Genomic DNA, 24,744 nt, shown 5'->3' with positions numbered 1-24,744 from the left:
GGAGAGGTTCGGGGAGTGCCGGAGTCCTCGGAGCGCCCGCCGTGACGGCGGGCCGAAGCACTGTGTTCAGAAAGGTACTTGGCCGCATGCCCGCATCTCGCGCCGCCCTCGGCTGGCTTCCGGCGGCGGCCGCGGTGTTCGCCGCCGCGTGGGGCGCGAACCAGTTCACCCCGCTCGCTGTGGTGTACCGGACGCAGGAGCACTGGCCTGCCGTCCCGGTCGCCGCGATGTTCACCACCTACCTGCTGGGGCTCCTGCCCGGTCTGCTGCTCGGCGGCCCGGCCGCGGACCGGCTGGGCCGATGCCTCACGGTCCGCCCCGCCCTGGCCCTGTCCGCTGTCGCGAGCGCCTTGCTGGCTGCGGCGCCGTTGAGCCCGTACGTCGTCTACGTGAGCCGGGCGGCCACCGGATTCGCGGCGGGTGTCGTCCTGACCGCGGGCACCACATGGCTTCGGGAGCTGTCGGCCGCGGCCGGGTGCGCGGATGCCGGCGACCGGCGCGCGACGTACGCCACCGGTGGCGGCTTCGCGGCCGGTGCGGTGACGGCGGGCGCGCTCGCCGAGTGGCTGCCGCACCCGATGGTGCTGCCCGGTCTCGCCCACTGCCTGCTGGTCCTGCTCGTGCTCGGCGTGACCAGGCGCGTACCGGAGACGGCGCCGATGCCCGGGTCCGCCCCGGTGACGTCCCGCGCCGTGGAACGGCACCGGGCGGTCGTCAGGAACAGACGCTTCCTGTGGGTGGTGCTTCCCGCGAGCCCGGCGGTGTTCGGCGCCGCGACCGTGGCGTACGTCGTGCTGCCGCCGCTGGTGGCCAACCGGGTTCCCGGCTACGCGCCGCTCTTCAGCGGTCTCGTGACGGCGCTGACGCTCACGATGGGCATCGTCGCCCAGCCCCTGGCCGTATGGCTGGACCATGCGCACAGCGCGCGGGCCACCTTGGCCGCCATGGTCACCGTGATCGGCGGACTGACGGTGGGCGCGTTCGCCGCGCACCAGAACTCCGCGGGTCTGGTGATGGCCGCCGCGGCCCTGCTCGGCGCCGGATACGGGCTGACCCTGGCGGCGGGTCTGAGGGAGATCGAACGGCTCATGCCGCCGAAGGCCCACCCCTCGACGGCGGTCCTCTACCAGGGCGCCACCTACAGCGGCTTCCTCACACCGCTCCTGCTGGCCCTCACGGCGGGCGCCGGCACCGCCCCCTACCCGGAGCTCCTGGCGGGCATGGCGGCCGTGGGCCTGCTGTGCCTGGCCGTGACAGCGCGGCACAGCCGTCTGAGTCTTCCCTGATGGCACGGCCGCAGGACGAGGTCCGCACATGAGTCATATCGTCGACACCATCGGAGTACTGCTCCGAGGAGAGGAGCAACATCATGGGACGCGTGACCGCGCGGCGGCGTGTGCTGCGAGTTCGGGACGGGGTGTCCTCGTACCGGCCTGACACGATGGCCGTCGAGGAGCCGATGGAGATCAGGGTGGGCGGCCGTCCGCTCACGGTGACCATGCGGACACCGGGCGACGACTTCGATCTCGCGGCCGGGTTCCTGGTGAGCGAGGGCGTGGTGCACTCCGCCGGCGATGTGGCCGGGATCCGCTACTGCGCGGGCGCCACGTCCGACGGCGGCAACACGTACAACGTCGTGGATGTGGCCCTGGGCCCCGGCGTGGCCGCCCCTGACGCCTCTCTCGAGCGGAACTTCTACACGACGTCCTCGTGCGGGCTGTGCGGCAAGGCGAGCCTGGACGCGGTACGCACCTCGGCGGCGTGGACCGTCTCCGGAGACCCCCTGCGCGTCGGCCCCGAGCTGGTGACCGCGCTGCCGGACCGGCTGCGGGCGGCCCAGAAGGTGTTCGACAGCACGGGCGGTCTGCACGCCGCCGCGCTGTTCGGCGCCGACGGGGAGATGCTGTGCCTGCGCGAGGACGTCGGCCGCCACAACGCCGTCGACAAGGTCGTCGGCCACGCGCTGCGCGAGGGGCTGCTGCCACTGCGCGAGACCGTACTGATGGTGAGCGGCCGGGCCTCCTTCGAGCTGGTGCAGAAGGCGCTGATGGCCGGAATCCCGATGCTGGCGGCCGTCTCCGCCCCGTCGTCGCTCGCCGTGGACCTCGCCGCCGAGAGCGGGCTGACCCTGATCGGCTTCCTGCGCGGCACCTCGATGAACGTCTACACCGGTGCCGAGCGGCTGGCGCAGGTGCCCGTGGGCTGATGTCCCGAGCGGTGACTCGTCCGGCGGCCAGCGAGCCCGATTGGCTTTCCCCTGAGCCGTCGGGTAGACCCGTGGCGTGCTGTTTCGCCAACTCGAGTACCTGGTGGCCCTCTCGCGGGAGCGCCACTTCGCCCGCGCCGCCCAGGCCTGTTACGTCTCCCAGCCCGCCCTCTCCGAGGCGATCCGCAAACTGGAGGAGGAGCTGGACGTGCCCCTGGTCCGGCGCGGCCGCAAGTACGAGGGCCTCACGCCCGAGGGTGAGCGCATCGTGGTGTGGGCGCAGCGGATCCTGGCCGATCGCGACGCGCTCAAGGACGAGGTCGGCGCGCTGCGCACCGGGCTGAACGGCAGGATGCGGATCGGCTCGGTACCGACCGCGTCCGGCGCGGTCTCCCTGCTGACCGGCCCGTTCTGCGCGGAGCACCCGCTGGTGACCGTCGAAGTGATAGCGGATCTGCAGTCGCGGGACATCCTGAGGCAGTTGCAGAACTTCGAGATCGACGCCGGGATCACCTATCTGCACGCGGACCTTGCGGAGCACTTCCACACCGTCCCGCTGTACGACGAGCGGTACGTGCTCCTGATCACGGCCGCCGATGCCCTGGCGCATCGGACGACGGCGACGTGGGCGGAGGCGTCGCGGCTGGCGCTGTGCCTGCTGACCGACTCGATGCAGGGGCGCCGGGTGCTGGACGAGGTGTTCGCCGAGGCCGGGACCCGGCCGTCGCCCCGGATCGAGACCGACTCGGTGGGCGCCCTGTTCGCCCATGTCAGGACGGGCCGGTGGGCGAGCATCGTGCCGCACGCGTGGCTGCATGTCTTCGGCGTCCCGCACGGCATGCGGGCCGTGCCGCTCGTCGAGCCCGCCCGGACGGTGCCGGTCGGTCTGGTGGTCACGGCCCGCGAGCCGGGTTCGGTCATGGCCCGCGCACTGGTGGAAGTCGCCCGGCACACCGATGTGGCGACCGCGCTGGAACGCCTCCCGGGAGATCGCGGCGGCCCGTAGACGTGTCCGGCTACTCGCCGATGGACACGACCGTGACCGTCGCCCGCCCGTCCGGCGCGTCATAGCTGACGCTGTCGCCGGCCCGGTGTCCCAGCAGCGCGCTGCCGAGCGGACTGTCGGCGGTGACCAGTGTCTGGTCGAGGACCGCCGCGCCCTCGCCGATCTGGACGGTCGCCACCGAGCCGTCCGCGTACCGCACCTCGACCGTGCTGCCCACGCCGACCACGTCCGTGCTGGGCGCGCCCGCGTCGGCGGCGCCGCGCAGGCGCACCTTGATCTCGTCGATGCGCGCGTCGAGGCGGTCCACCTCGTCGGAGCGGATCAACTCGTCGGCCTGGTCTGCGTGGTCGCCCACCTCGGTGGTGTCCTGCAACGTGGCGGCGTCCGCGTTGCGTTCGGCCGTCACGTCGGCGAGTTCCTGCTCGAGTGCGCGGCGCTCGGTGGCGCTCATCGGTTCGGGCTCTCCGCTCATTCCTGCTCTCTTCGCTCGTCGTGGCCGGTGTGCGGGAAGCTCACCTGTCGTAGCGGGTCGGCGGGAAGGCGTCCCGCTGCGCCCGGGACATCTTCCCGCTCGGCATCTCGCCGCTGTCGACCTCGCGGTCGACCTGGTTCTGGATCGCCTCGTACTGCTTCGCGGGCCGCTCGGGCTTCTTCACGCGCAGCCCGACGTCTCGCAGGTCCTCCTGGGTGCGCCTTTCCAGTTCGTCCATGTTGGGGCGCAGGGGCATGCCCCGTCGGGCGTCGGGGTCGCCCTCGACAGCTCGGTTGGACTTGTGGTGATGGACCATGTGTCCTCCTTGGTTCAGGCGCCGTCAGGCGCGCCCGACCGGATCAGGCGTCGGGAGTCTGCCGCGCCTCGCCCGCGGGGGGTTCCTCCGCGGCGCCTTCGGCCTTCGCGCCCTCCGCGGCGTCGTCCTTGCGCACGGTGCAGTGGATGGTGTCGTTCTCCACGTCCGCGACGATGGTGTCCCCGGGCTCCGCGTCGCCGCTCAGCAGGATCGACGCGATCCGGTTGTCGAGTTCGGCCTGGATCGTCCGCCGCAGCGGACGCGCGCCGAACTCCGGCTGGTGGCCATGGGCGACGAGCAGCTTCTTGGCCGCCTCGGTGACGTCCAGGGTCATGCCCTGGCCCAGCACCCGGCGCTTGCTCTGGTTCAGGAGGTGGTCCACGATCTGCGACAGGTCGTCCTCGGTGAGGCCGTGGAAGATGATGATGTCGTCGATGCGGTTGAGGAACTCGGGCAGGAACCTGCCCTGCAGATCCTCCATCAGATCGCCCTTGATCTCGGACACGTCGCCGTGGTGCGCGAGGATCCGGTGGGCGCCGATGTTCGACGTCATGATGATGACGCAGTGGCGGAAGTCGACCGTGCGGCCCTGGCCGTCGGTGAGACGTCCGTCGTCGAGGATCTGGAGCAGGGTGTTGAAGACGTCGGGGTGTGCCTTCTCGACCTCGTCGAACAGCACGACGCTGTACGGCTGCCGGCGGACCTTCTCGGTGAGCTGGCCGGCCTCCTCGTAACCGACGTATCCGGGAGGGGCGCCGACGAGGCGGGCGACGGTGTGCTTCTCCTGGAACTCGCTCATGTCGAAGCGGATCATGTGATCCTCGTCGCCGAACAGCAGGTCGGCGAGAGTCTTCGCGAGTTCGGTCTTGCCGACGCCGGTGGGGCCCAGGAAGAGGAAGGAACCCACGGGGCGGTTGGGGTCGCCCATGCCCGCGCGGTTGCGCCGCACGGCCTCGGAGACCGCGGTGACCGCCTCGTTCTGGCCGACGATCCTCGAGTGCATCTCCGCCTCGAGGTTGAGGAGCTTCTCCTTCTCGCTCGCGGTGAGCTGGGAGACGGGGATGCCGGTGCGGCGGGAGACGACGTCGGCGATGTCCGCCTCGGTGACCGAGACGACGCCCTCGCGCCGCTCCTCGATGCCGGCGAGTTCGCCCTCCAGCTCGGTGATCTGCCGCTTGAACTCCGACGCCTTCTCGAAGTCCTCACCGGCCACGGCCTCTTGCTGCTCGCGCCGCAGTTTGGCGATGCGGTCCTCGCGGCTGACGACCTCGGTGGAGCGCCCGGCGCTGCGCAGCCGCACGCGCGCGCCTGCCTGGTCCATCAGGTCGATGGCCTTGTCGGGGAGGAACCGGTCGCTGATGTAGCGGTCGGAGAGCTCGGCGGCCGCCGCGAGGGCACCGTCGGCGAAGCGGACCTGGTGGTGGGCCTCGTACGCGTCGCGCAGCCCCTCCAGGATCTGCACGGTCTGCTCGACGGTCGGCTCCGGAATCAGTACGGGCTGGAAGCGGCGCTCCAGCGCCGCGTCCTTCTCGATGTGCCTGCGGTACTCGTCGATGGTCGTCGCGCCCACGAGCTGCAGCTCACCACGCGCGAGGGCGGGCTTCAGCATGTTGCCCGCGTCCATGGCGCCCTCGCCGGTCGCTCCCGCGCCCACGACGGTGTGCAGCTCGTCGATGAACAGGATGATGCTGCCGCCGGCCTGCTGGACGTCCTCGATGACCTTCTTCAGGCGCTCCTCGAACTGGCCGCGGTACTGCGCGCCGGCCACCATGCCGGAGAGGTCGAGGGAGACAACTCGCTTGTCCTTGAGGGTTTCCGGGACTTCGCCCGCCACGATGCGCTGGGCCAGGCCCTCCACGATGGCGGTCTTCCCGACGCCGGGTTCGCCGATGAGTACGGGGTTGTTCTTGGAGCGCCGCGAGAGGATCTCGACGGTCTGCTCGATCTCGTCGGCCCGCCCCACCACCGGGTCGAGCATTCCGGCCTTCGCGTCCTCCGTCAGGTCCCTGCCGTACTCGTCGAGGGTCGTCGCCGGCTTCTTCGCCTCCGCGGCCCCCTCCGTGCGGGACGCTTGGTCCGCGAGGCCCTCCAGGCGGTCCGGGCTGAAGCCCTGCGCGCGCAGCAGTCGGGCGGCGCCGCTGTCGGAGTCGCTCAGGAGCGCCGCGAGGATGTGCTCGGGGCCTATGTACGAGGCCCCGGCCGCCTGCGAGTGCGAGTAGGCGGCCTGGAGCGTGCGCTTGGCCGCCGGGGTGAGTCCGGGCTCCGCCGACGGCTGGCCGGACTCCTGCGGCAGGACCGCGGCGACTTCCGTCGACAGCGTCTCGGGGTCCACTCCGATCTGGGAGAGCAGCTTCCGTGTCGGATCGATCTTCGTGGTCGCCCAGAGCAGGTGCTCGGTGTCCAGATCGGAAGTACCGTCCTCGATCGCTTTCCGAGCGGCGAGATTGAGGAGCTCCTGCGAAGAATCCGTCAACAACCTTCCGATCGGCACGCGTTGGACGGCCGGCGGTGAGGAAGCCGGCGACATTCCGAAGAACCGGTTGAACAAGTCGCTGAAGGGGTCGGACGAGCCGAACCCCGAACCGAAGGACATCGACATGCCAGCTCCTGGTGCCGAGAGAGATTGGTTCAACTCAAGCGCGATGTCAGCTGGGCCGCAACAGCAGCGAAATCGGCCCGCCTGAGCGCCGGAATCACGTCAGTGGCCGGTCGGGGAATACGGCCCGATGGCGTGAACCTATTTGCGGGCGGCAGGCCCGGGACGCAGGCTGTCGTCAGGGAATCCGGCGGGTGAGCGCCGGATGAGTCGATGGAGGGTCGGAGAGCACATCATGGATGAACGCGCAGACGTCACGCGGTCACATCCGGCACGAACTGCCTGGTGGGCCGGGGCCGACCCGGCATCGGAGCTCCAGCACCTGTGGGGCGAGGTGAGTCGTCTGCTGGAGCGCTCTTCGCAGCCGGCCGGCCCTTCGCAGCACTGGATGCCCGTGGTGGAGGAAGCGGATTCGGGAGTCGCTTACGTGGTGCGCGCGGAACTGCCCGGCGTCCGCCGTGAGCGCGTGAACGTGGAGGTGGACGGCAGGGAACTGCACATCTCCGGCTCCGTCGAGGAAACCACGGACGGAAATGCCCTGCGTCGCCGGTCAGGGACCTTTTCCTATGGAGTTCGCGTTCCCGGTGATGTGGATATCGATCGTATCCAGGCGGATATGGCGGACGGCGTTCTGACGCTGCGCCTGCCGAAGACCGCGGCGGTGACGCGGCGAACGATCGAAATCCGCGCCGAAGACACCGACAAGTAGCCGAAGGCAACGAAAAGAAAGGGCCGAACACCCTGCCCTTCTCAGTGTCCCCCTGCCCGGCACGGACGTCCTGTCGGCGAGGAAGACCCGTCGGCGGGGGTCAGCGCTCGGGCCCGCCGGGCGGCGCCGTCGGCACGGGCATGCAGCGCACGAGGAGCAGCGTCGCGTCGTCGGTCTGGTGCGCACCGGCCATGTCCTGCGCGACGGCCTGCCCGTAGCGCTCCAGGCCGTCGCGGCCGGGCGCGATGCCTCCTCGGGCCAGGCGTTCCACCACACGCAGCAGGCGCGCCGTGTCGGTGTCGAGGTCGCTGCCGCGCCGCTCGACGAGCCCGTCGGTGTACATCAGCACCACATCGCCCACCGACAGTGTCGTCTCCGTCGCGGTGTACGGCTCCCCCGGTACGACTCCGAGCTCCAACCCCGGCCCGCTGGGCGGGTGTTGGAGCAGGCAGGCGCTTCCTTCGCGCACCAGTACGGGCTGAGGGTGGCCGGCGCACACCCAGCGCAGGAGCGACTGAGCGGGGTGGAAGCGGGCCACGACGGCGGTGGCGGTGGACTCCCGCCCGTCGTCGCAGGCGACATGGTTGAGCCAGGCGGTCAGCTTCTCGACCGGCTCGTCGGTGTAGGCCAGGCCGGCCAGGGCGTAGCGGAGCTTGGCCATGAGGGTGACCGCCTCCAGACCGTGCCCGCGCGCGTCGCCGATCGCGAGGAGCGCCCGGCCGCTGGGCAGCGCGCGGGCCTTGAACCAGTCTCCGCCCACTCCGGCGGCATCGGGGTCCGGGCAGTACACCGCCGCGGTCTCGAGGCCCAAGGGGGCGAGCTCGTTCGCGAAACGGGGCACCACCGCTTCGCGCAGTGTGACGGCCACGTCGGCGAGGCCCCGGGCGCGCTTCCGCGCCGAGTCAGCCTCCTGTTCGGCGTGCTGGGCGCGGTCCCGGCTGCACCGGCCGCGGGTGATGTCCATGATGACGCCGCGCACTCCCCAGACGGGGCCGCCCTGGAGCCGCACGGGTTCGGCCGAGAACCGCACGATCCGGGCCGGCACCCGCGTCAGGGTCAGTTCGCACTCCGCGCTGCGACCCCGAAGGATCACGTCGTACAGCACCTCGTAGAGGGTGCCCCGGTCCCCCGGATCGGTCATCGCCGCCAGGTCCGGGAGGCCGGGCACGGGTGCCTCGGAAGAGAGGCCGAGGACCTGCTGCAGCCCGTACGACCCGAGGACCGCACTGTCGCTGAGGTTCCACTCCGCCCAGCAGGCCCGGGCCATCCGCTGGGCGGCCCAGGCCAGTGCCGCGCGGTGCCCCCCGTTCCCAGGTCAGCAGCAGGTGGCCGCCGCAACGGGCGGCCCGTACCTCGTTGCTGATGCGCACGACGTCTCCGTCAGGCGCGTGCACGAACCACTCCCCGGACGCCGGCCCCTGCGGCCGGCCCGTCCGGTACGCGTCGGCGAGCAGGCGCGGCACCGCGCTGGTCTCCATGCTGGGGAACAGGTCGAACAGGCGCACAAGTCCCGGCCATGGCTGGTACCACGACTCCCACGCGGGCGCGACAGCGTCGGCGTACCGGCGGCACGCCTCGTTCTGCCCCGCGTAGAGGAAGTCCAGCGTTCCGTCGGCGGCGAGGACCGGTTCGATCAGCAGCCCCGGTACCGGCATCGCGTCGAAGAGGTCCTTCGCCTCGCACGGCGGCACCCCGGTCGCGGCCTGTTCCGGTACCTCCCCCGTGCCCGGCCCGCCCGTCTGCCGCTCCCGCAGTGCGACGTACTCACGGATCCTGCGGCGCTGCTCGGCGATCAGCTCCTCGACGGCATGCGGTTCGCGCCGGTTCCGGCTGCTGACTGTGTCGTCCATGCCACCGCGATTCCCGGTCGGGCCACTGTGCGCCGATGTCAGCCGGTCACGATTCCTGTGACGAGGTTGATGGTCGTGGCGAGGATGCTGGTGCCGAACACGTACGACAGCAGCGAGTGCCGCAGCACCACCGCGCGGATCGTCGAGGTCGAGACGTTGGTGTCGGACACCTGGTAGGTCATGCCGAGGTTGTAGCTGAAGTAGAGGAAGTCGCTGTACGCGGGCGGGTCGTCGTTGTTGAAGTCGATCCCTCCGGCGGCTGTGTAGTACAGGTACGCGTAGCGCGTGGCGTACATGAGGTGGAGCGCCGCCCAGGCCATGAACACGCCGCCGAGCGCGACGGCCGCCGCGGCGTGGCCGCTGTCGGATTTGCCGAGCAGGAGCAGCAGTACGGTGGCGACCAGGCCGCACAGGGCGACGCCGACGATCACGAGCTCGTCGGTGACGGGCTGGAAGTCCTCACGTCGGACATTGGCGCGGGTGGCTTTGGCGTCCATCGGCCACAGCACCGCCCAGCCCGCCAGCACGAAGACCAGTTCGGTCGCGGCGATACCGGAGAGGACACCCAGCGCGGCGTTGTTCGTCACCCCGACGATCGCCCCGACCACGGCGCCGGCAACCACGGAGGCCCCGAGCCGGGGAACCGCGGACAAGGGCAACCATGGGCTCATGGATCACCACACTAGTCTTTCCGCCGTCGGCCAGCCTGGCGAAGCCCGCTGAGGGGACACAGACTGGATTCAGGTCGATTCGGCCCGACGGCCCGACTCGGCCCGACGCGGTTGCGTTCAGATCGGAAACCCCGCTCGGAGCCGGTGGTATATACCGGACATGCCTTCTTCCCGCCGCCCACTCGCCGCCGTGACCAGGCACGGTTGGCGGCCTGCCGTGGTCAGCGTGGTGCGCCTGCTCTCACCGCGCGGTTCACTCGCGCTCCAGCGGGCGGACGGGGCACTTCTCTTCGCCGTACGCGGCGCCTTGGCGATGGCGCTGGTGGCGCTGCCGGTGGCGATCGCGGGTCGGCCCGAACTCTCCGTGTACGCCATGCTGGGTGCCTTCACGACGACGTTCGGGCGCAACCTGCCCTACCCGCGCCGTGCTCGCGTACTCGCGCTGGTGGCGGTGGCCATGACGGCGTGCGTGGGATGCGGGTCCGCTCTCGCGGCATGGGCCCGTCCAGGAGCCGGGGGCTGGGGTGCCGCCGTCGTGGTCACGGCGACGGCGGTGGTCGCCGGGCTGGCGAAGCTGGCGTGTGACGCGACCCGGTTGAGCGGGCTCGGCGCGATGCTGCTGTTGTTCTCCTTCGCGGTGGCGGCCAACGGCTCGCCCACCTCCTCCGACGTTCTCCCGCAGACCGGGCTGGCCGCGGCCGGAGCCGCGGTCGCCTGGGTACTCGGGGTGTCCGGCTGGCTCGTGCACCCGGACCGGCCGCAGAGATTCGCCGTCGCCAGGGCCCTGCGGGAACTCGCGGGACTGCTGACCTGGCCCGCAGGACCGGGCGGAGACGGGCGGCAGGCCCGGCACCGCACGACCGTTGCGGTGCTCCAGGCGTACCACTCCCTCGGGCTCGCGCCCCCGACTCAGGCGCACCAGACAGGCCGGGACGGAGTCTTCGTACGTCTCACCGACCTGTCCTGGTCACTGCTGATCAACTCGGCGCGCCGGCCGCCGGCCGACCCTGCCGCCCTGTCGGAGCGACTGCTCCGACAGGCTCGTGTCCTCACCGAGCGGAGCCGCCGACCACCGGCACTCCTTCCCGAGCTTTCCCTCGCGTCTCCGGCGGCGCAGGACAGCGAGGGCACGCCGATGACTCCCGTGGCCCCCGCCACCGGACCGGGCCGGCCTGTCGCCTGGCGCGCCACCGAACTCCTGATGGGGCGACGCGCCGGTGGCCCCGAACACCGCGCCGTCCTCGCCGTTCCCGCGGTGCGGATGGTCCTGGGCACCGGTATCGCGGGCGGGCTGGCCGTGGCCGGGGGGCTTGAGCACAGCTACTGGGCATCGATCTCCGCCGCCGCCGTGCTGCACTCCGTCAACCTGCGCACCACGGCCCAGCGCGCCGTCCAGCGCACCCTCGGCACTGTCGTCGGCCTGCTCCTCGCCCTGGGCGTGCTGGCCACAGACCCGGAGCCGGTGGCGCTGGCCTGCGTGATCGTGCTCCTCGAATTCCTCCTCGAGTACTTCGTCCCGCGCAACTACGGCCTCGGCGTCGTCTTCCTCACCCCGCTGGCCCTCCTGATGAGCGACCTGGCCTCGCCCGCCCCTGCCGGGGAACTCGTCGCCGACCGTGTACTGGGCAGCGTGCTCGGCATCGTCGTCGGGCTCGTCTGCGCGCTTCTGGTCGTCCACGACCACGCCGCGCTGCGCGTCGAGCGTGCGCTGGCCGCCTGCACTCAGGCATCCGATCACGCGGAACGGTCGCTGGCCGCAGGATCGGGGCCCCAGCTCCCGGACGTCCAGGTCCAACTGGTGCTCGCGGTGGTCGAGTTGCGTGATGCCGACGACGCAGCCGCGGGAGAACTGTGGCCGGCGGGGATCGATCCCGCCGAACTCGCCGCCGCCGAGCAACGTGCCTACCTCCTGCTGGAGCGCCTGCACCACCAGCGCTGACCGCGGACGTCCGACGCGCGCGGGGCTCCGGCCTCGGGCTAGCGTGGTGTGATGCGCCATGAGGTGTCCGACGCCCATACCGCGATGGCGGTGGGAAGCGGTGACCTGCCCGTTCTCGCCACCCCGTGGCTGATCGCGTGGATGGAGGCGGCCACCGTGCGGGCCGCGGCGCCCTTCACGACGCCGGGCCGGACGACGGTCGGAACCGGTGTGCGCATCAAACACCTTCGAGCCACACGAGTGGGTGCCTGGGTCGACGTCCTCGCGGAACCGCCCGCAGAGGCGGCAGGCCGACAGCTCACCTTCCTCGTACGGGCCGTGGACAGTACGGGCGAGCTGGTCGCGACGGGGGAGATCGACCGGGCGATCGTCGACCGGCAACGCTTCCTCGCGCGGGCGCCCGCCCATGGCTCCGGGGTCAATCAGGGTGACCGTGGGGGCCTTCCCTGATGGAAGTGCTCGCCGCCGACAGCAAGATCGACGTCATGACATTCCTCTCGCGACGTTCCCTGTTGGCAGGCAGTGCGGCGGCGGGCGCGATACTGGCCGGCCCAGGACGTGCTGCCGCGCACACACCGCCGGGCCCGGCCTTGTCGGACCCATGCGCCTTACAAGAAGCGATCTCCGACCTCACCCACCCACCGTCCACGTCCGCCCAGTTGCTCGTCGACCGCCCGGAACAGCGCTGGTACGGCACAGCAGGCGTGGCGGACATCGGAACCGCCCGTCAGTTACGCCCCGATGACGCGTTCCGCGCGGGCAGCGTCACGAAGGCGTTCGTGGCGACCGTGGTGCTGCAACTGTGGGCGCGGGAAGTCGTGGAGCTCGACGAGCCCATCGGACGGCATCTCCCCGGACTGCTTCCGGCCGGGTCCGCGCGGATCACCGTGGCGCAGCTGCTGAACCACACGAGCGGGCTGCCCGACCATCGCGGCCTGCCCGACGTCAGCACCCCCGAAGCCGTCCTGCGGCACCGGTTCGACGCGTGGACGCCGCAACAGCTGGTGCGCACCGTGACGCTCGATCCGCTCAAGTTCCGCCCGGGCAGCAAGCAGGAGTACCGGGGCATCAATTACGTCCTGCTCGCGCTGCTGGTCGAGGCCCTCACCGGACGCCCGTACGGCGAGGTGATCAGGGAGCGTCTCGTCCGTCCGCTGGGCCTGCGGGGGACGCTGATACCGGACCGCGACCCACGGCTGCACGGCTCTCACGTGCACGGCTACCTGAAGATGACCGACGGGGCACTGCGGGACGTCACCGTGTACGACCAGTCCGACGCCTGGGGCGAGGGCGAACTGGTGTCGACGGTCGCCGATCTCTTCCGCTTCCATCAGGCGCTGTTCTCCGGCGAGTTGCTGCCACCTCGCGCCATGAGCCACCTGTTCACGCTGCCACCCGACAGCGTGCGCATGCTGGACGGCACTCCCGCGCGCTACAGCCTGGGACTGCAGACGGCCACGGTGAACGGCGTGACGTTCTGGGGGAAGACAGGCGACACCTATGGGTACCGGACGCGGATGTTCTCCACGCGCGATCAGCGGCTCCGTTGGGTTCTCGCGTACACCCAGACCCCGCTGGCGCCGCCGGAGGACATGACCAACCGGGTCGTTTCCGTTCTCACGTCGTGAACTATCGGCGGACCTTGTAGCGGAGGTGCAGTACGCGGTCGCCCTGGATCACCACGTGGGGATCCTCGAGGAGATGCTGGGCGTCGACGGGGCCGAAGTACCGCTTGCCGGAGCCGAAGACGACGGGCACGACGTCCATGGCCACCTCGTCCACCACACCCAGCGCGAGCGCCTGCCCGCCCACCTCGCCGGCGGCCACGGCGACGATGCGGTCCCCCGCGAGTTCCCTGGCCCTGGCCACCGCCTGCGCCACGTCGTCCACGAAGTGGTACGACGCCTCGGGATGCCAGCCCTCAGGCCTCGGCCGGTGGGACACCACGACCACGTGCTCCCCCGCCGGCGGCGCCCCCTCCCAGCCGTTGGTGATGTCGAACAGGTGCCGCCCGATCACCATCGCCCCGATGCCCGCCCACATCGGCCGGACGTACGCGGCCGAGACCTCGGACACCGACACCTTGTCGTTCACGCCGATCGCGGTGTCGCCGTTCGAGTACCAGTCGAAGAGGGGACCGACCTGATCCTCCGAGTCGGCGATGAAGCCGTCCACGGAAACGACGTTGTGCATGACTACGGTGCCCATCGCTACTCCCAGGTGTTGTTCCGACATGTCCGCGGGGCTTCCGGCCTTCGTGCATACATAGACCGAGCGCTCTCCCGGAACTCATCGCCCGACGGACGAGGTACGCGGGCGGCCGCGCCGTCCACGTACCTCACCGCCGGGAGCCAGGGGCTCAGTCCCTTTCGACGTCGATGTTGGTCAGCCGGGCGTAGCGCTGCGGGTCCCGGCTCCGGATGCGCAGGGCGATGCAGATGCCTGCCGCGAGGACCACGGGCAGGGGTGCCAGGAGGACGGCGTTCACCGTCCCCGAGGCGCCCGTCAGAAGGTCGAAGTGGAGGACCGCAAGGACGGTGAGGAGTGCGAGACCGGCGAACGCGATCAGCGGGGACCACACCACCCGGGCGGCCGACATGCCCCGCCGGTCCCGGCGGAAGAAGGCCCACACGGCGAGGGCCGCCAGGGCCTGCATGACCATGATGCCGAGGACGGCGATGCTGTTGGTCCAGATCAGGACCTGGGAGAACGGGTCGGCGGCCAGCACTGCCCCGACGGCGATCACGAGGAGGTTGAAGACGGTCTGTGCGCTCACCGCGATGCCCGGCGAACCGTGCCGGGCGGAGACGACGCCCAGTCGTCGCGGCAGGAGTCCTTCGCGTCCGAGGGCGTAGAGGTAGCGCGCGGCGGCGTTGTGGAAGGCGAGGGTGGCCGCGAAGGCGCTGACGACGACCAGGGCGTGCATGGTGTCCGCCAGCCAGGCACCCACGTACAGCTCGCCTGCCTTGAAGGTGAGTTCGGGGCCGGCGGCGGCGCGGGCCATGGCCACCGCCTTGTCCGTGCCGAACGCGCCCATGATGAGCCACGCGCCGACGGAGTAGAACAGGGCGAGGAACCCGATGGCGATGAAGGTGGCACGCGGGACGGTGCGGCTCGGCTCGCGCGCCTCCTCCGCGTAGATGGCGGTGGCCTCGAAGCCCGTGAAGGCGCCGATCACGATGACGAACATGCCCGCGATCCCGCCGGTGGCGAGCGTGCTCGGGTCGAAGGAGTGCGCGTCGAGGGCCGCCGTGCCCCGGTGGCCGAGAATGCCGCCGTCCATGATGAGCAGGGTCAGCACTTCGAGGACCAGTGCGACACCGAGGACCTTCGCGCTGAGGGTCACTCGGAGCCAGCCGAGCACGCCGACGGCGAGGACGCAGATGCCGGAGAGCACCCACCAGGGGATGTCGGCTCCGGTCGCGTCGTGCACCGACCCGGCCGCGAAGTAGCCGAAGGCCGCCGCGACTCCGGGGGTGATGAGGTTGTACGACACGACGGCGACGTAGGCGATACCGACGCCGAGGGTGCGGCCGAGGCCGCGGGCCACGTAGGCGTAGAAGGCGCCGGCGTTGCGGACGTACAGGCTCATGGCCGTGAAGCCCGCGGCGAAGAGGACGAGCAGCGCTCCGGAGATCAGGTAGCCGAGCGGGGCGCCGGGGCCGCCGATGGCGATGGCTATGGGCGCCACGCCGGCGAGCACGGTGAGCGGCGCGGCAGCTGCCACGACGAAGAAGACGAGATCGAAGGTGCCGATCTGTCCGGAGGAGAGACCTCCGTCGTCACCCTGCCCGGCCTCGCCGGGTTCGGGTCTGCCGGCGGCTCCGACGGCGGCTTCGGCTGTGGACTGCTGGATGCTCATCGCTCCCCCTGCGGGGCAGTGGCGTCGCCGCCCGTCACGGAAATGGCCGGGAAGTTCGGGAAGTCGGTCTCGGGTGCGGGTCCCACGACCCGTCCGCCGTGCAGGACCAGGAGGCGCCGCGGGTGGGCCGCGACCGCTTCCGGTACGCCGCCCGCCGCGATCACCACGAGGTCCGCGCGGCAGCCGGGGGCGAGGCCGTAGCCGGTGAGGCCGAGTGCCGCGGCAGCCTCATCGGTGATCATCGAGGCCGCGTGGCGCAGTTCCGCGTCGCTCATCAGGTCACCCTGGAGGCCGATGATGGTGGCGCGTTCGAGCATGTCGGCGGTGCCGTAGGGCCACCAGGTGTCGCGGATGTTGTCCGAGCCGGCGAAGACACGGACGCCGTGGTCGCGCAGGCGCAGGACGGGCGGCATGGAGTGGCGGGGACCGTTGGTCATGATCGCCACTCCGGCCCCGGCCAGGGCGGTGGCGGTGCGGTCGAGTTCGGTGGCGTCGACGTCTCCGAGGGCGTAGGCGTGGCTGACGGTGACGGTGCCGTTGAGGCCGAGCGCCGCCGTGCGCTCCGCGATGTCCCGTAGCTGCCCGGTGCCGGTCACGCCTCCGTCGTGCAGATGGATGTCGATGCCCGCGCCGTGGCGCTCGGCGAGCCCGAAGACGATGTCGAGCTGGCCGTCCACATCTCCGTCGAAGCCCGCCGGATCGAGGCCGCCGATCAGGTCGGCGCCCTCCGAGAGTGCCGCGTCGAGGAGGTCGGCTACGCCGGGCGCGGTGACCACGCCGCTCTGCGGGAACGCGACGATCTGGACACCCAGCCGGTCGCGGAACTTCTCCCGCACCTCGACCAGCGCGTGCAGGCCGTCCAGGCGCACGTCCGGGTCGATGTCGACGTGCGACCGCACATGGCCGGTGCCGAGGGACACCATGCGGTGCGCCAGGGCCGTGGCCCGGTCGGCCACCGGTACGCCGGCGGAGGCGCGCAGGGCCCGTTCGTTCGCGATGTGTTCGCGCAGCGTGGCCGAGGTGGGGTGCGGCTGCCAGGGCGCGCCGAGCAGTGTCTTGTCCAGGTGAGCGTGCCCGTCGACGAGCGCGGGCAGGACGAGAGCGCCCCCGAGGTCGATGCTGCCGGGACCGGCTGCGGGCCCCCGGCCGGTGTCGGCACCATCGGCCCTGCCGGCCTTGTCGGGCTGGTCGACCAAAGTAGCGACCCGGCCGTCCGCGAGGTGGATGTCGGCACGCCGGCCGTCGGGCAGCGTGGCGTTCCTGAGGACCTCGGGGGCGAGCGGGATCGACGGGGTGTCGGCGGGATGCGACACGACTTCCTCCAACTGTTCGTTCGGTGCCCGGCACGACTGACCAGCCGGTCGCGAATCCGGCGGAACGCTGCTGGTGAGCGGCGGACAACGACAAGCTAACTGGTATACCAAATACCAGGCAATGGTCTGTGGGATCTTGTTTCCGCGGTCTGCGATGATCAGGAGCACCCCCGGGAGCGGCCACGGCCGCGCCCGCTCGCCACTGGAGAGAACTCGATGACCACCCGCACTGACCGCCGCCCCACGATCGGTGAGACCCACCAGTCCCTGAGAGAACGGGTCTACGTGGAGCTCCGCGAGCGGATCATCGAGGGGACCTTCCCGGCGGGCATGCGACTGGTGGAACGCGAACTCGCCGACCAGCTGGGCGTCTCCCGCATCCCCTTGAGGGAAGCCATGCAGCGGCTCGAACAGGAGGGGTTCCTGACCGTGCAGGCCAGGCGCGGCTCCGTCGTCACGGACTTCGGCGCGCAGGACGCCACGTACCTCTTCGACGTCCGCGAGAACCTCGAAGGCCTGGCGGCGGGACTCGCCGCGCGCCACGCCACGAGCGCTCAACTGCGCACGATGGAACGCCTGTTGGCGCGCAGCCGCAAGTCCTCCGACGCGGGGCGGCTGCGCCAGGCCGTGGCCCACAACGCGGACTTCCACCAGCAGATCGTCGAGGCGTCCGGCAACCCGCTCCTCCAAGAGCTGATGGCACCCCTCGACGCGCGGCTGCGCCGGCTCTTCCGGCTGACCTCCGACCTCAACGACGGCGACCCGATGTGCGGGGAGCACGAGCGCCTGTACGAGGCGATCCGCGACCGTGATGCGGCCCGCGCGGAGGAACTGGCCCGACACCACGTGGCGGGCACCCGCGACTCGGCGCTGCGCTACTTCTCCGACGCGGCGACACAGCTCCCCGACGGGGGCTGAGCGACGGAGGGCGCGGGGGCACCCGACTTCGGCGCACCCTCCGCCCGGACCCTCCCGCTACTCAGACCGCTCCCGCCATTCCCGCCCGAGGAGCAACCTCGTACCCACAGTGAAGTGATTCCCCTTGACCTGACCCAGCAAGGGCTCCCCCAAGCTCCTGGATGACGATCAGGGGAGCGCGCCATCCAGGTACCACGGATCAACTTTTCGCGGCTTGACGCTCCTCGGACTCCGGCGCCGCCCCCGATTCCGGCCCCACCTGCGCCTCAGGCTCCGCCTGCGCCTGATCCTGAGGCGCCTGCCGGAACGCGGCGAGGCAGGCCGCGCTGACCAGCGCCATCGCGGCGAAGGCGATGGCGACGGGGGTCCACGAGTCCCCGGCGGCGCTGAACAGCCAGGTGGCCGCCGCCGGGGCCAGCGTGCCGATGAGCCCCGCCGTCTGGTAGCTCATGGACAGACCCGTATAGCGCGCCCGAGGAGCGAACCAGCCCGATATGAGGGTGCCGATCGAGGCGTAGGCGACGGTGCTGGCGAGCATGGGCAGGCACATCGCGAGCCAGAGCCCGGGCACGGAACGGGTGTCGGCGAGCCAGAACATCGGGAAGGCCACGACGAGGTGCAGCAGGATGCCGGCCAGCGTCACGCGGCGCAGTCCCAGGCGGTCGGCGACCAGCGCGGCCAGCGGGGTGCACACGATGACGACGACGGAGGCGGCCGTGCCGGCACCCGCCACCTGCGAGTCGGTGAAGCCGAGTTCGGTGACGGCGTACGTCGACATGAAGGTGACGACCACGTAGTAGCCGCCGACCGTGATGAGGAAGGCGCCGGAGGCGAGCAGCCAGGTCTTCCAGGCGTCACGGACGACCGCGACGAGCGGCGCCGCCTGCTTCTCCTCGGCGGCCTCGGCCCGGCGCGCCGCCTCGAACTCGGGCGACTCCTCGATGGAACTGCGGATCACGAGGCCGACCAGGACCAGAACCGCGGACAGCAGGAAGGGCAGGCGCCAGGCCCAGCCGACGAGCGCGTCATGGCCCGCCAGCGCCGCCAGGGCGAAGACGCCGGTCGACATGAAGTAGCCGACCCCGTCGCCGACTTGGGGAAAGGAACCGAAGAATGCCCGGCGCCGGGGCGGGGCGTGTTCGACGGCGAACAGCACGGCGCCGCCCCACTCGCCGCCGACCGCGAGCGACTGGACCATGCGGATGAGGACGAGCAGGAGCGGCGCGGCCACGCCGATGGAGGCGTAGCCCGGGAGCAGGCCGATGCAGAAGGTGGCGCCGCCCATGAGGGTCATGGACCAGATCAGGGCACGCTTACGGCCGTAGCGGTCGCCGATGTGCCCGAACACGACGGCGCCGAGCGGGCGTCCGAGGGATCCCACGAAGAGCGTCGCGAACGACATGAGCGTGCCGAGCGCCCGGTTCATCTCGGGGAAGAACAGCTCGGGGAAGACGAGCGCGGCGGCGGTGGCGTAGATGCCGAAGTCGTACCACTCGACGCTGGTGCCGATCATCGATGCTCCGGCGACCTTCCACGGCCCGGATCGGCGCCGTGCTCCCGGGTCCGTGGCGCCACCTGCGACTCTGCTCATGTGCGTACTCCTTCACGGCCAACGATTGGGTTCGCCATGGACCCAAAAACGTGGGGGCGACGCTAAGGCGCTCACCAGGGGCTGTCAATAGGGTTCGCGCCAAGTCCAATATCATGGCCGTCCGGGGCATGACGGGACGCGCGTGACCCGCGAGCTGGGAGAGGGCCGTGAGCAACAGCGAGAGTCGTGACGAATGGACGACCGGAACGCGCCAGGCGGCGTCGCACGCCGTGGTGGCCGAGGCGCTCCGGCAGCGCATCGCGCTCGGCGGCTTCGGACCGGGCGACCGCCTGCCCACCGAGCGGGAGCTGTCCGCCGCCTTCGGGGTGGGGCGCAACACCGTCCGGCAGGCGGTGCGTGAGCTGGCCGACGAAGGCCTGGTCACGACCACGTTGGGGCGCAACGGCGGCACCCGCGTGGCGCCCACCCGGCCCGGCAGGGATGGTTCACGGGCCGCGATCACCGCGACGATCCGGGCCTCGCTGCGCGACTACATGGAGTACCGGCTCGCGATCGAGCCGTACGCGGCGCGCCTCGCCGCCGAGCGCGGGGCGGGCGCGGCCCGCCGCGAACTGCTGGCCATGCTCGACACCGATGTCGCCGACCTCGGCGAGTACCACCGCTGCGACACCGCGTTCCATCTCGGCATCGCGACCGCCGGCGGCAACGAGGTGCTCGCGGAGGCGGTGACGCGGGCCCGCGCCGAGATGTTCGTGGGCGGCAACGCGCTGTGGCTCGGCTCCGACTGGAGCCGTGTGTATCCGGCGGAGCGGGACTTCGGTTCCGCGTTCCGGGAGGAGCACGAGGCCATCGCGCTCGCCGTACTGTCCGGCGACGGGAACGCGGCCGAGGCGCGGATGCGGGATCACCTGCACGACTCGCACCGCCAGTTCCTGGCGCTGCTCGACCAGTTCGCCGCGCAGGACTGATCCCGGGCGCGCTTCCGCGCCCCCCACGGCCGGACCCGGGACGCGTACTCCGTGCACCCGTCGATTGACGCGCGCCCCTGGCGACGCCTACGCTCCGAAATGGGTCCAGCTGAGACCCAAAAGCAATTCCGCAGCGCGCGACAGGAGAGACGCCCCGTGCACTCTTACGACGAGGACCTCACTCAGCAGGTCATGGACCACCTGCTGCACCGACTCCGGCTCGACCAGCCGCCGCTCGGCCGCCTCGGCGACCACCAGGAGCTGACCCTGGCGCTCAAGGACGCGATCGGACCCGCCCCACAGCCCCCCGCCGACGTGCTGCGCACCTACACCGACTCCCTTGAGCCCACGGTCGTCTCGTGCGACCACCCGGCCTTCCTGGCGTTCATACCCGGCGCCCCCACGAAGGCCGCGGCGCTCTTCGACATGGTGCTCTCCGCGTCCTCGCTGCACGGCGTCTCCTGGCTGGAGGCGTCCGGCGCGGTCGCGGCGGAGAACCAGGTGCTGCGGCTGTTCGCCGACCTGGCCGGACTGCCCGCAGGCGCCGGCGGCTGCTTCGTGAGCGGCGGCTCCGCCGGCAACCTCTCCGCCCTCGTCGTCGCCCGGGACACCGGCCGCCACCGCCGCGGCCTGGACGAGCGCGCTCCGGTCCGGATCGCGGTCAGCGACCAGGTCCACTCCTCGGTCGGCAACACCCTGCGCATCCTCGGCGTCGAGCCCCTCGTCGTGCCCACCTCCGACCACCGCCTCACGGGCGAAGCGCTGCGCGCCGCGCTGGACGCCGCCGAGCGGGACGGCGGCGCGCCCGTCGTCGCCGCCGTGGCGACCGCGGGGACCACCAACGCCGGCATCATCGACGACCTCGAGGGTGTCGCCGAGCAGACCCGCGCCCGTGACCTGTGGCTGCACATCGACGCCGCGTACGGCGGCGCGGCGCTGTTCGTACCGGAGCTGCGCGAGCGGCTGCGCGGCATCGAGCACGCCGACTCGCTCGTCGTCGACCCGCACAAGTGGATGTTCGCGCCCTTCGACTGCGGCGCGCTGCTCTACCGCGACCCGAAGCTGGCCCGCGCGGTCCACACCCAGGACGCCTCCTACCTCGACGCCATCCACGGGGCGGACGGCGCCGACGACGAGACCGAGTGGAACCCGAGCGACTACGCGTACCACCTCACGCGCCGCCCCCGCGGTCTGCCGCTGTGGTTCTCGCTGGCCGTGCACGGCACCGACGCCTACCGCGACGCCGTCGCCCGGGGCGCCGACATCGCCCGTCGCACCGCCCGCCTCGTCGAGCGGACCGAGGGTCTGGAGCTGCTGCGCGAGCCCGAGTTGACGGTGGTCCTCGTGCGTCGCACCGGCTGGCAGCCGGAGGACTACTACGCCTGGTCCAAGAGGCTGCTCGCCTCGGGGACCGCCTTCGTCACCCCGAGCGTGTGGGAGGGCGAGACGGTCGCCCGCCTCGCCTTCCTCCACCCGGACATCACCGAGGAGACCGTCCGCGCCATCCTCGGCTCGCTCGTCGACGAGGGGTAGTCCGAGCGCGAGGCCGCTCGGCGGCGGGGCGCGTCACCGTGCCGTACAGGGGTCGGCACGTGAACCGCGGTTCGTCACCGTCCCGTACAGGAGGCGGCGTGTGGACAGCGACGCGTCACCCTGCCGGCGTCGCCGCCTCGACCTGCTCCTTGCCCATGCGGCCGCGGGCCGCGCGGACCGTGGACGCCGGGGTGGGGGCCAGCGTCCGGTGCAGGTTGGTGCGCATGGTCGACGCGGCGTCGAGCACGTAGTTCTGCCGGACCTTCCACGGGCTGCGGTCGCCCTGCCGGGGGAACGCGTCGATGGAGCGCTTCACGTAGCCGGAGGCGAGGTCGAGCAGCGGGCGCTCGTTCAGGGCGCCCGTCGGCCTCGGCTCCACCGCCGCGTAGTCGTGGCGGCGCATGTGATTGAGCACCTTGCACACCAGCCGGGACGTGAGGTCGGCGCGCAGCGTCCAGGAGGCGTTGGTGTAGCCGATGCACACCGCGAAGTTGGGGACGCCGGTCATCATCGCGCCGCGCCACACGAACTGCCGGTTCAGGGGGACGGGTTCACCGTCGACACGCGGCGCGATGCCGCCGAAGGCGAGGAGCTTGAGTCCGGTCGCGGACACGATGATGTCGGCCTCGACGACGCGCCCCGACTTCAGGCGGATGCCTTCGGGGACGAAGCGGTCGATGTGGTCGGTGACGATCTCGGCGTCACCCGACTTGAGGGCCTTGAACAGGTCCGCGTCGGGCACCGCGCACAGCCGCTGGTCCCACGGGTCGTACGACGGCGTCAGGTGCTCGTCGACCAGCCGGTCGTCCTGGACGATGCGCTTGTTGAGCCCGGTGAGCACGCGCCGTGCCACCTTCGGGCTGCGCCGGCAGAACTGGTAGACGCCGATGGCGAACAGGATGTTCTTGCTGCGCACCACCCGGTGGGCCGCTCCCGCGGGCAGGGCGGCGCGGATGCCGTCGGCGAGTCTGTCGCGCGAGGGCAGCGAGCTGATCCAGGTCGGGGAGCGCTGGAGCATGGTGACGTGGGCGGCGCTCCGCGCCATCGCGGGGACCAGCGTGACGGCGGTGGCGCCGCTGCCGATGACGACGACGCGCTTGCCCGCGTGGTCCAGGTCCTCGGGCCAGAACTGCGGGTGGACGACCGTGCCGGAGAAGGAGTCGGCGCCCTCGAACTCGGGGGTGTGCCCCTGGTCGTAGTCGTAGTAGCCCGCGCAGGAGTAGAGGAAGTCGCAGGTGAGGGTGGACAGCGTGCGGTGGCCGTCCTCGTCGGTGCGCTCCAGCGTCACGGTCCAGCGCGCCGTCTCCGTCGACCAGTCGGCGGCGATCACCTTGGTCCCGTAGCGGATCCGGCGGTCGATGCCGAACTCGGCCGCCGTCTCCTTGATGTAGCTCAGGATCGACCCGCCGTCGGCGAGCACCTTGCGGTCGCGCCAGGGCTTGAACGGGTAGCCCAGCGTGAACATGTCGGAGTCCGAGCGCACGCCCGGGTAGCGGAACAGGTCCCAGGTCCCGCCCATGGACTGCCGCGCCTCGACGATCGCGTACGAGCGTTCCGGGCACTCGGTCCGGAGCCGGTACGCGGCGCCGACACCGGACAGGCCGGCGCCCACGATCACCACGTCGATGTGCTCGGCCGGGGCGCCGGCGCCGGCGGTGCTGGAGTCTGCGGTGTGCGTCATGTCTCCCAGTGTCGGGAAGCACACCCCTCAGGAATTGACCTGGGACGACAGATCTTTGACCCTGGACGACATGTCCGTGATCAGATCGGCGGGGCTGCGCGGCTTCCGCGCCACGGTGGCGGAGCTCGGCGGTGACGCCGACTCGTACGCCCGGCAGGCGGGTTGCCCACCGGCCGCGCTCGACGTGGACGACCTCCTGGTGCCGGAGGAGGCGATGGCAGCGGTGCTCGAACTCGCCGCCGCGGACCTCGGCTGCGCCGACCTCGGGCTGCGCATCGCCGCCCGGCAGGACCTGGGCATGCTCGGCGCCCTGGCCCTCGCCATCCAGAACTCCGACACCCTCGGCGACGCCCTGGAATGCACGACCCGCTACCTCTTCGTCCACGCCCGCTCGGTGCATCTCAGCCTCGAACCCGATCCGTACGGCACTCCGGGAATGGCCGCGCTGCGCTACGGCGTGCGCGAGGGGGTCATGGCACCGCCGCAGGGCATCGACCTCTCCCTCGGCTTCATACACCGCGCCATCGGATATCTGGTCGGCCCGTACGGACTGGGCTCCGTGGAACTCCCCCACCCTCTGCTCGCCCCGTTGTCCGTGTACGAGGACTTCTTCGGCGTACCCGTCAAGGCCGACCGTCCGGCGGCGCTGCTGCGCGTCCCCCTGAGCCTGGCCAACCGGTCGCTCGGCGGCGGCAACTCACAGCTGCGTCACCTCGCGCTCGCCTACCTCGACGAGCAGCTGCCGAAGGAGCCGGCGGACGTCGTGGGCAGCGTCCGGGCCGTCGTCGAGCAGTCGCTCGGCACGTCGTCGCCCGAGATCGGGGCCGTCGCCGGCCTGCTCAACGTCCATCCGCGGACCCTCCAGCGGCGGCTGCGCGCGGCGGGCACGACGTTCGCCGAAGTCATCGACGAGGAGCGCCGCTCCGCCGCCCACCGCTACCTCACCGCCACCGACCTCCCCCTCGGCCAGGTCGCCCTGCTCATCGGCCTCTCCGAGCAGTCGGCCCTCAACCGCTGCTGCCGCCGCTGGTGGGGCGCCACACCCCGCGCCGTACGCCTGGGCCTGCAGACACAACCGACGGACCGGTGAGCGGGCCCTGGACCTGACCCACCGACACGAGCCTTGGGCCGACTGCCCCACTGCGCCACCCG

Annotated in this window: 21 protein-coding genes; 11 read left to right on the top strand and 10 right to left on the bottom strand. The window is 71.4% G+C overall.

Annotation, left to right across the window (positions count from 1 at the left end):
• Window positions 1–86: 86 nt before the first annotated feature.
• From LGI35_RS38430 to LGI35_RS38420, 3 genes are all read left to right on the top strand, one after another.
• Window positions 87–1,286 carry an MFS transporter gene (locus LGI35_RS38430; protein WP_227299045.1) on the top strand — a complete coding sequence of 400 codons (1,200 nt, stop codon included), beginning with the start codon at window positions 87–89 and terminating at the stop codon, window positions 1,284–1,286.
• A gap of 83 nt (window positions 1,287–1,369) precedes the next feature.
• Window positions 1,370–2,206, top strand: coding sequence for a formate dehydrogenase accessory sulfurtransferase FdhD (gene fdhD, locus LGI35_RS38425; RefSeq protein ID WP_227299044.1), 837 nt, complete (start codon window positions 1,370–1,372; stop codon window positions 2,204–2,206).
• Window positions 2,207–2,282: 76 nt separating this feature from the next.
• Window positions 2,283–3,212: a LysR family transcriptional regulator gene (locus LGI35_RS38420; RefSeq protein ID WP_227299043.1), complete on the top strand. Its 930-nt coding sequence runs from the start codon at window positions 2,283–2,285 to the stop codon at window positions 3,210–3,212.
• A gap of 10 nt (window positions 3,213–3,222) precedes the next feature.
• Here the strand turns inward: LGI35_RS38420 and LGI35_RS38415 are convergent, their stop codons facing one another.
• The 3 genes from LGI35_RS38415 to LGI35_RS38405 are packed head-to-tail and all read right to left on the bottom strand — an operon-like array spanning window position 3,223 to window position 6,599.
• A complete protein-coding gene (locus LGI35_RS38415; protein ID WP_227299042.1) occupies window positions 3,223–3,684 on the bottom strand; it encodes a GreA/GreB family elongation factor in 462 nt (153 codons plus the stop codon).
• 40 nt (window positions 3,685–3,724) lie between these two features.
• Window positions 3,725–4,000 carry a hypothetical protein gene (locus tag LGI35_RS38410; protein ID WP_227299041.1) on the bottom strand — a complete coding sequence of 92 codons (276 nt, stop codon included), beginning with the start codon at window positions 3,998–4,000 and terminating at the stop codon, window positions 3,725–3,727.
• 43 nt (window positions 4,001–4,043) lie between these two features.
• Window positions 4,044–6,599: an ATP-dependent Clp protease ATP-binding subunit gene (locus LGI35_RS38405; RefSeq protein WP_227299040.1), complete on the bottom strand. Its 2,556-nt coding sequence runs from the start codon at window positions 6,597–6,599 to the stop codon at window positions 4,044–4,046.
• A gap of 232 nt (window positions 6,600–6,831) precedes the next feature.
• Between LGI35_RS38405 and LGI35_RS38400 the strand changes: the two genes are divergently transcribed.
• Window positions 6,832–7,305, top strand: a complete 474-nt coding sequence (locus LGI35_RS38400) for an Hsp20/alpha crystallin family protein (protein ID WP_227299039.1) — start codon at window positions 6,832–6,834, stop codon at window positions 7,303–7,305.
• Window positions 7,306–7,405: 100 nt separating this feature from the next.
• On the opposite strand, the gene LGI35_RS38395 is transcribed toward LGI35_RS38400, so the two are convergent.
• Entirely contained in the window at window positions 7,406–8,572 is a 1,167-nt protein-coding gene (locus LGI35_RS38395; RefSeq protein WP_227299038.1) for a PP2C family protein-serine/threonine phosphatase, read from the bottom strand.
• A 621-nt stretch (window positions 8,573–9,193) separates the two neighbouring features.
• Window positions 9,194–9,826 (bottom strand): DUF1345 domain-containing protein, encoded by a 633-nt coding sequence (locus LGI35_RS38390; RefSeq protein ID WP_227299037.1) that lies wholly within the window; start codon window positions 9,824–9,826, stop codon window positions 9,194–9,196.
• 160 nt (window positions 9,827–9,986) lie between these two features.
• Here LGI35_RS38390 and LGI35_RS38385 point away from each other — a divergent pair, with 160 nt between their 5' ends.
• The 3 genes from LGI35_RS38385 to LGI35_RS38375 are packed head-to-tail and all read left to right on the top strand — an operon-like array spanning window position 9,987 to window position 13,393.
• Entirely contained in the window at window positions 9,987–11,765 is a 1,779-nt protein-coding gene (locus LGI35_RS38385; RefSeq protein WP_227299036.1) for an FUSC family protein, read from the top strand.
• Between the two features lie 51 nt (window positions 11,766–11,816).
• Window positions 11,817–12,215 carry a thioesterase family protein gene (locus tag LGI35_RS38380; protein ID WP_227299035.1) on the top strand — a complete coding sequence of 133 codons (399 nt, stop codon included), beginning with the start codon at window positions 11,817–11,819 and terminating at the stop codon, window positions 12,213–12,215.
• The gene (locus tag LGI35_RS38375; RefSeq protein WP_227299034.1) at window positions 12,215–13,393 is read left to right on the top strand and encodes a serine hydrolase domain-containing protein; all 1,179 of its coding nucleotides are present in this window, start codon (window positions 12,215–12,217) and stop codon (window positions 13,391–13,393) included. The genes LGI35_RS38380 and LGI35_RS38375 overlap by 1 nt, the downstream gene beginning before the upstream one ends.
• A 1-nt stretch (window position 13,394) precedes the next feature.
• Here LGI35_RS38375 and LGI35_RS38370 read toward each other — a convergent pair whose 3' ends face one another.
• The 3 genes from LGI35_RS38370 to LGI35_RS38360 all read right to left on the bottom strand — a co-directional run bounded on the left by LGI35_RS38370 (window position 13,395) and on the right by LGI35_RS38360 (window position 16,940).
• The gene (locus tag LGI35_RS38370) at window positions 13,395–13,973 is read right to left on the bottom strand and encodes a dihydrofolate reductase family protein (protein ID WP_227299033.1); all 579 of its coding nucleotides are present in this window, start codon (window positions 13,971–13,973) and stop codon (window positions 13,395–13,397) included.
• Between the two features lie 151 nt (window positions 13,974–14,124).
• Window positions 14,125–15,627: an APC family permease gene (locus LGI35_RS38365; protein ID WP_227299032.1), complete on the bottom strand. Its 1,503-nt coding sequence runs from the start codon at window positions 15,625–15,627 to the stop codon at window positions 14,125–14,127.
• Window positions 15,624–16,940, bottom strand: a complete 1,317-nt coding sequence (locus LGI35_RS38360; protein ID WP_227299031.1) for an amidohydrolase family protein — start codon at window positions 16,938–16,940, stop codon at window positions 15,624–15,626. Before LGI35_RS38360 ends, LGI35_RS38365 begins: the two co-directional genes overlap by 4 nt.
• A gap of 216 nt (window positions 16,941–17,156) precedes the next feature.
• On the opposite strand from LGI35_RS38360, the gene LGI35_RS38355 reads away from it, so the two are divergent.
• The gene (locus LGI35_RS38355; RefSeq protein ID WP_227299030.1) at window positions 17,157–17,858 is read left to right on the top strand and encodes a GntR family transcriptional regulator; all 702 of its coding nucleotides are present in this window, start codon (window positions 17,157–17,159) and stop codon (window positions 17,856–17,858) included.
• A 199-nt stretch (window positions 17,859–18,057) separates the two neighbouring features.
• Here the strand turns inward: LGI35_RS38355 and LGI35_RS38350 are convergent, their stop codons facing one another.
• A complete protein-coding gene (locus LGI35_RS38350) occupies window positions 18,058–19,449 on the bottom strand; it encodes an MFS transporter (RefSeq protein ID WP_227299029.1) in 1,392 nt (463 codons plus the stop codon).
• A gap of 167 nt (window positions 19,450–19,616) precedes the next feature.
• Here LGI35_RS38350 and LGI35_RS38345 point away from each other — a divergent pair, with 167 nt between their 5' ends.
• Window positions 19,617–20,378: a FadR/GntR family transcriptional regulator gene (locus tag LGI35_RS38345; RefSeq protein WP_227299028.1), complete on the top strand. Its 762-nt coding sequence runs from the start codon at window positions 19,617–19,619 to the stop codon at window positions 20,376–20,378.
• Between the two features lie 156 nt (window positions 20,379–20,534).
• Window positions 20,535–21,911 carry a pyridoxal phosphate-dependent decarboxylase family protein gene (locus LGI35_RS38340; protein WP_227299027.1) on the top strand — a complete coding sequence of 459 codons (1,377 nt, stop codon included), beginning with the start codon at window positions 20,535–20,537 and terminating at the stop codon, window positions 21,909–21,911.
• A 115-nt stretch (window positions 21,912–22,026) separates the two neighbouring features.
• On the opposite strand, the gene LGI35_RS38335 is transcribed toward LGI35_RS38340, so the two are convergent.
• Entirely contained in the window at window positions 22,027–23,592 is a 1,566-nt protein-coding gene (locus LGI35_RS38335; protein WP_227299026.1) for a flavin-containing monooxygenase, read from the bottom strand.
• Window positions 23,593–23,662: 70 nt separating this feature from the next.
• On the opposite strand from LGI35_RS38335, the gene LGI35_RS38330 reads away from it, so the two are divergent.
• Window positions 23,663–24,682 (top strand): AraC family transcriptional regulator, encoded by a 1,020-nt coding sequence (locus LGI35_RS38330; RefSeq protein ID WP_227299025.1) that lies wholly within the window; start codon window positions 23,663–23,665, stop codon window positions 24,680–24,682.
• Window positions 24,683–24,744 lie beyond the last annotated feature (62 nt).

The organism is Streptomyces longhuiensis (genome assembly GCF_020616555.1).
Taxonomy (GTDB): domain Bacteria; phylum Actinomycetota; class Actinomycetes; order Streptomycetales; family Streptomycetaceae; genus Streptomyces; species Streptomyces longhuiensis.
This window is presented reverse-complemented; position numbering and strand designations above follow the sequence as displayed.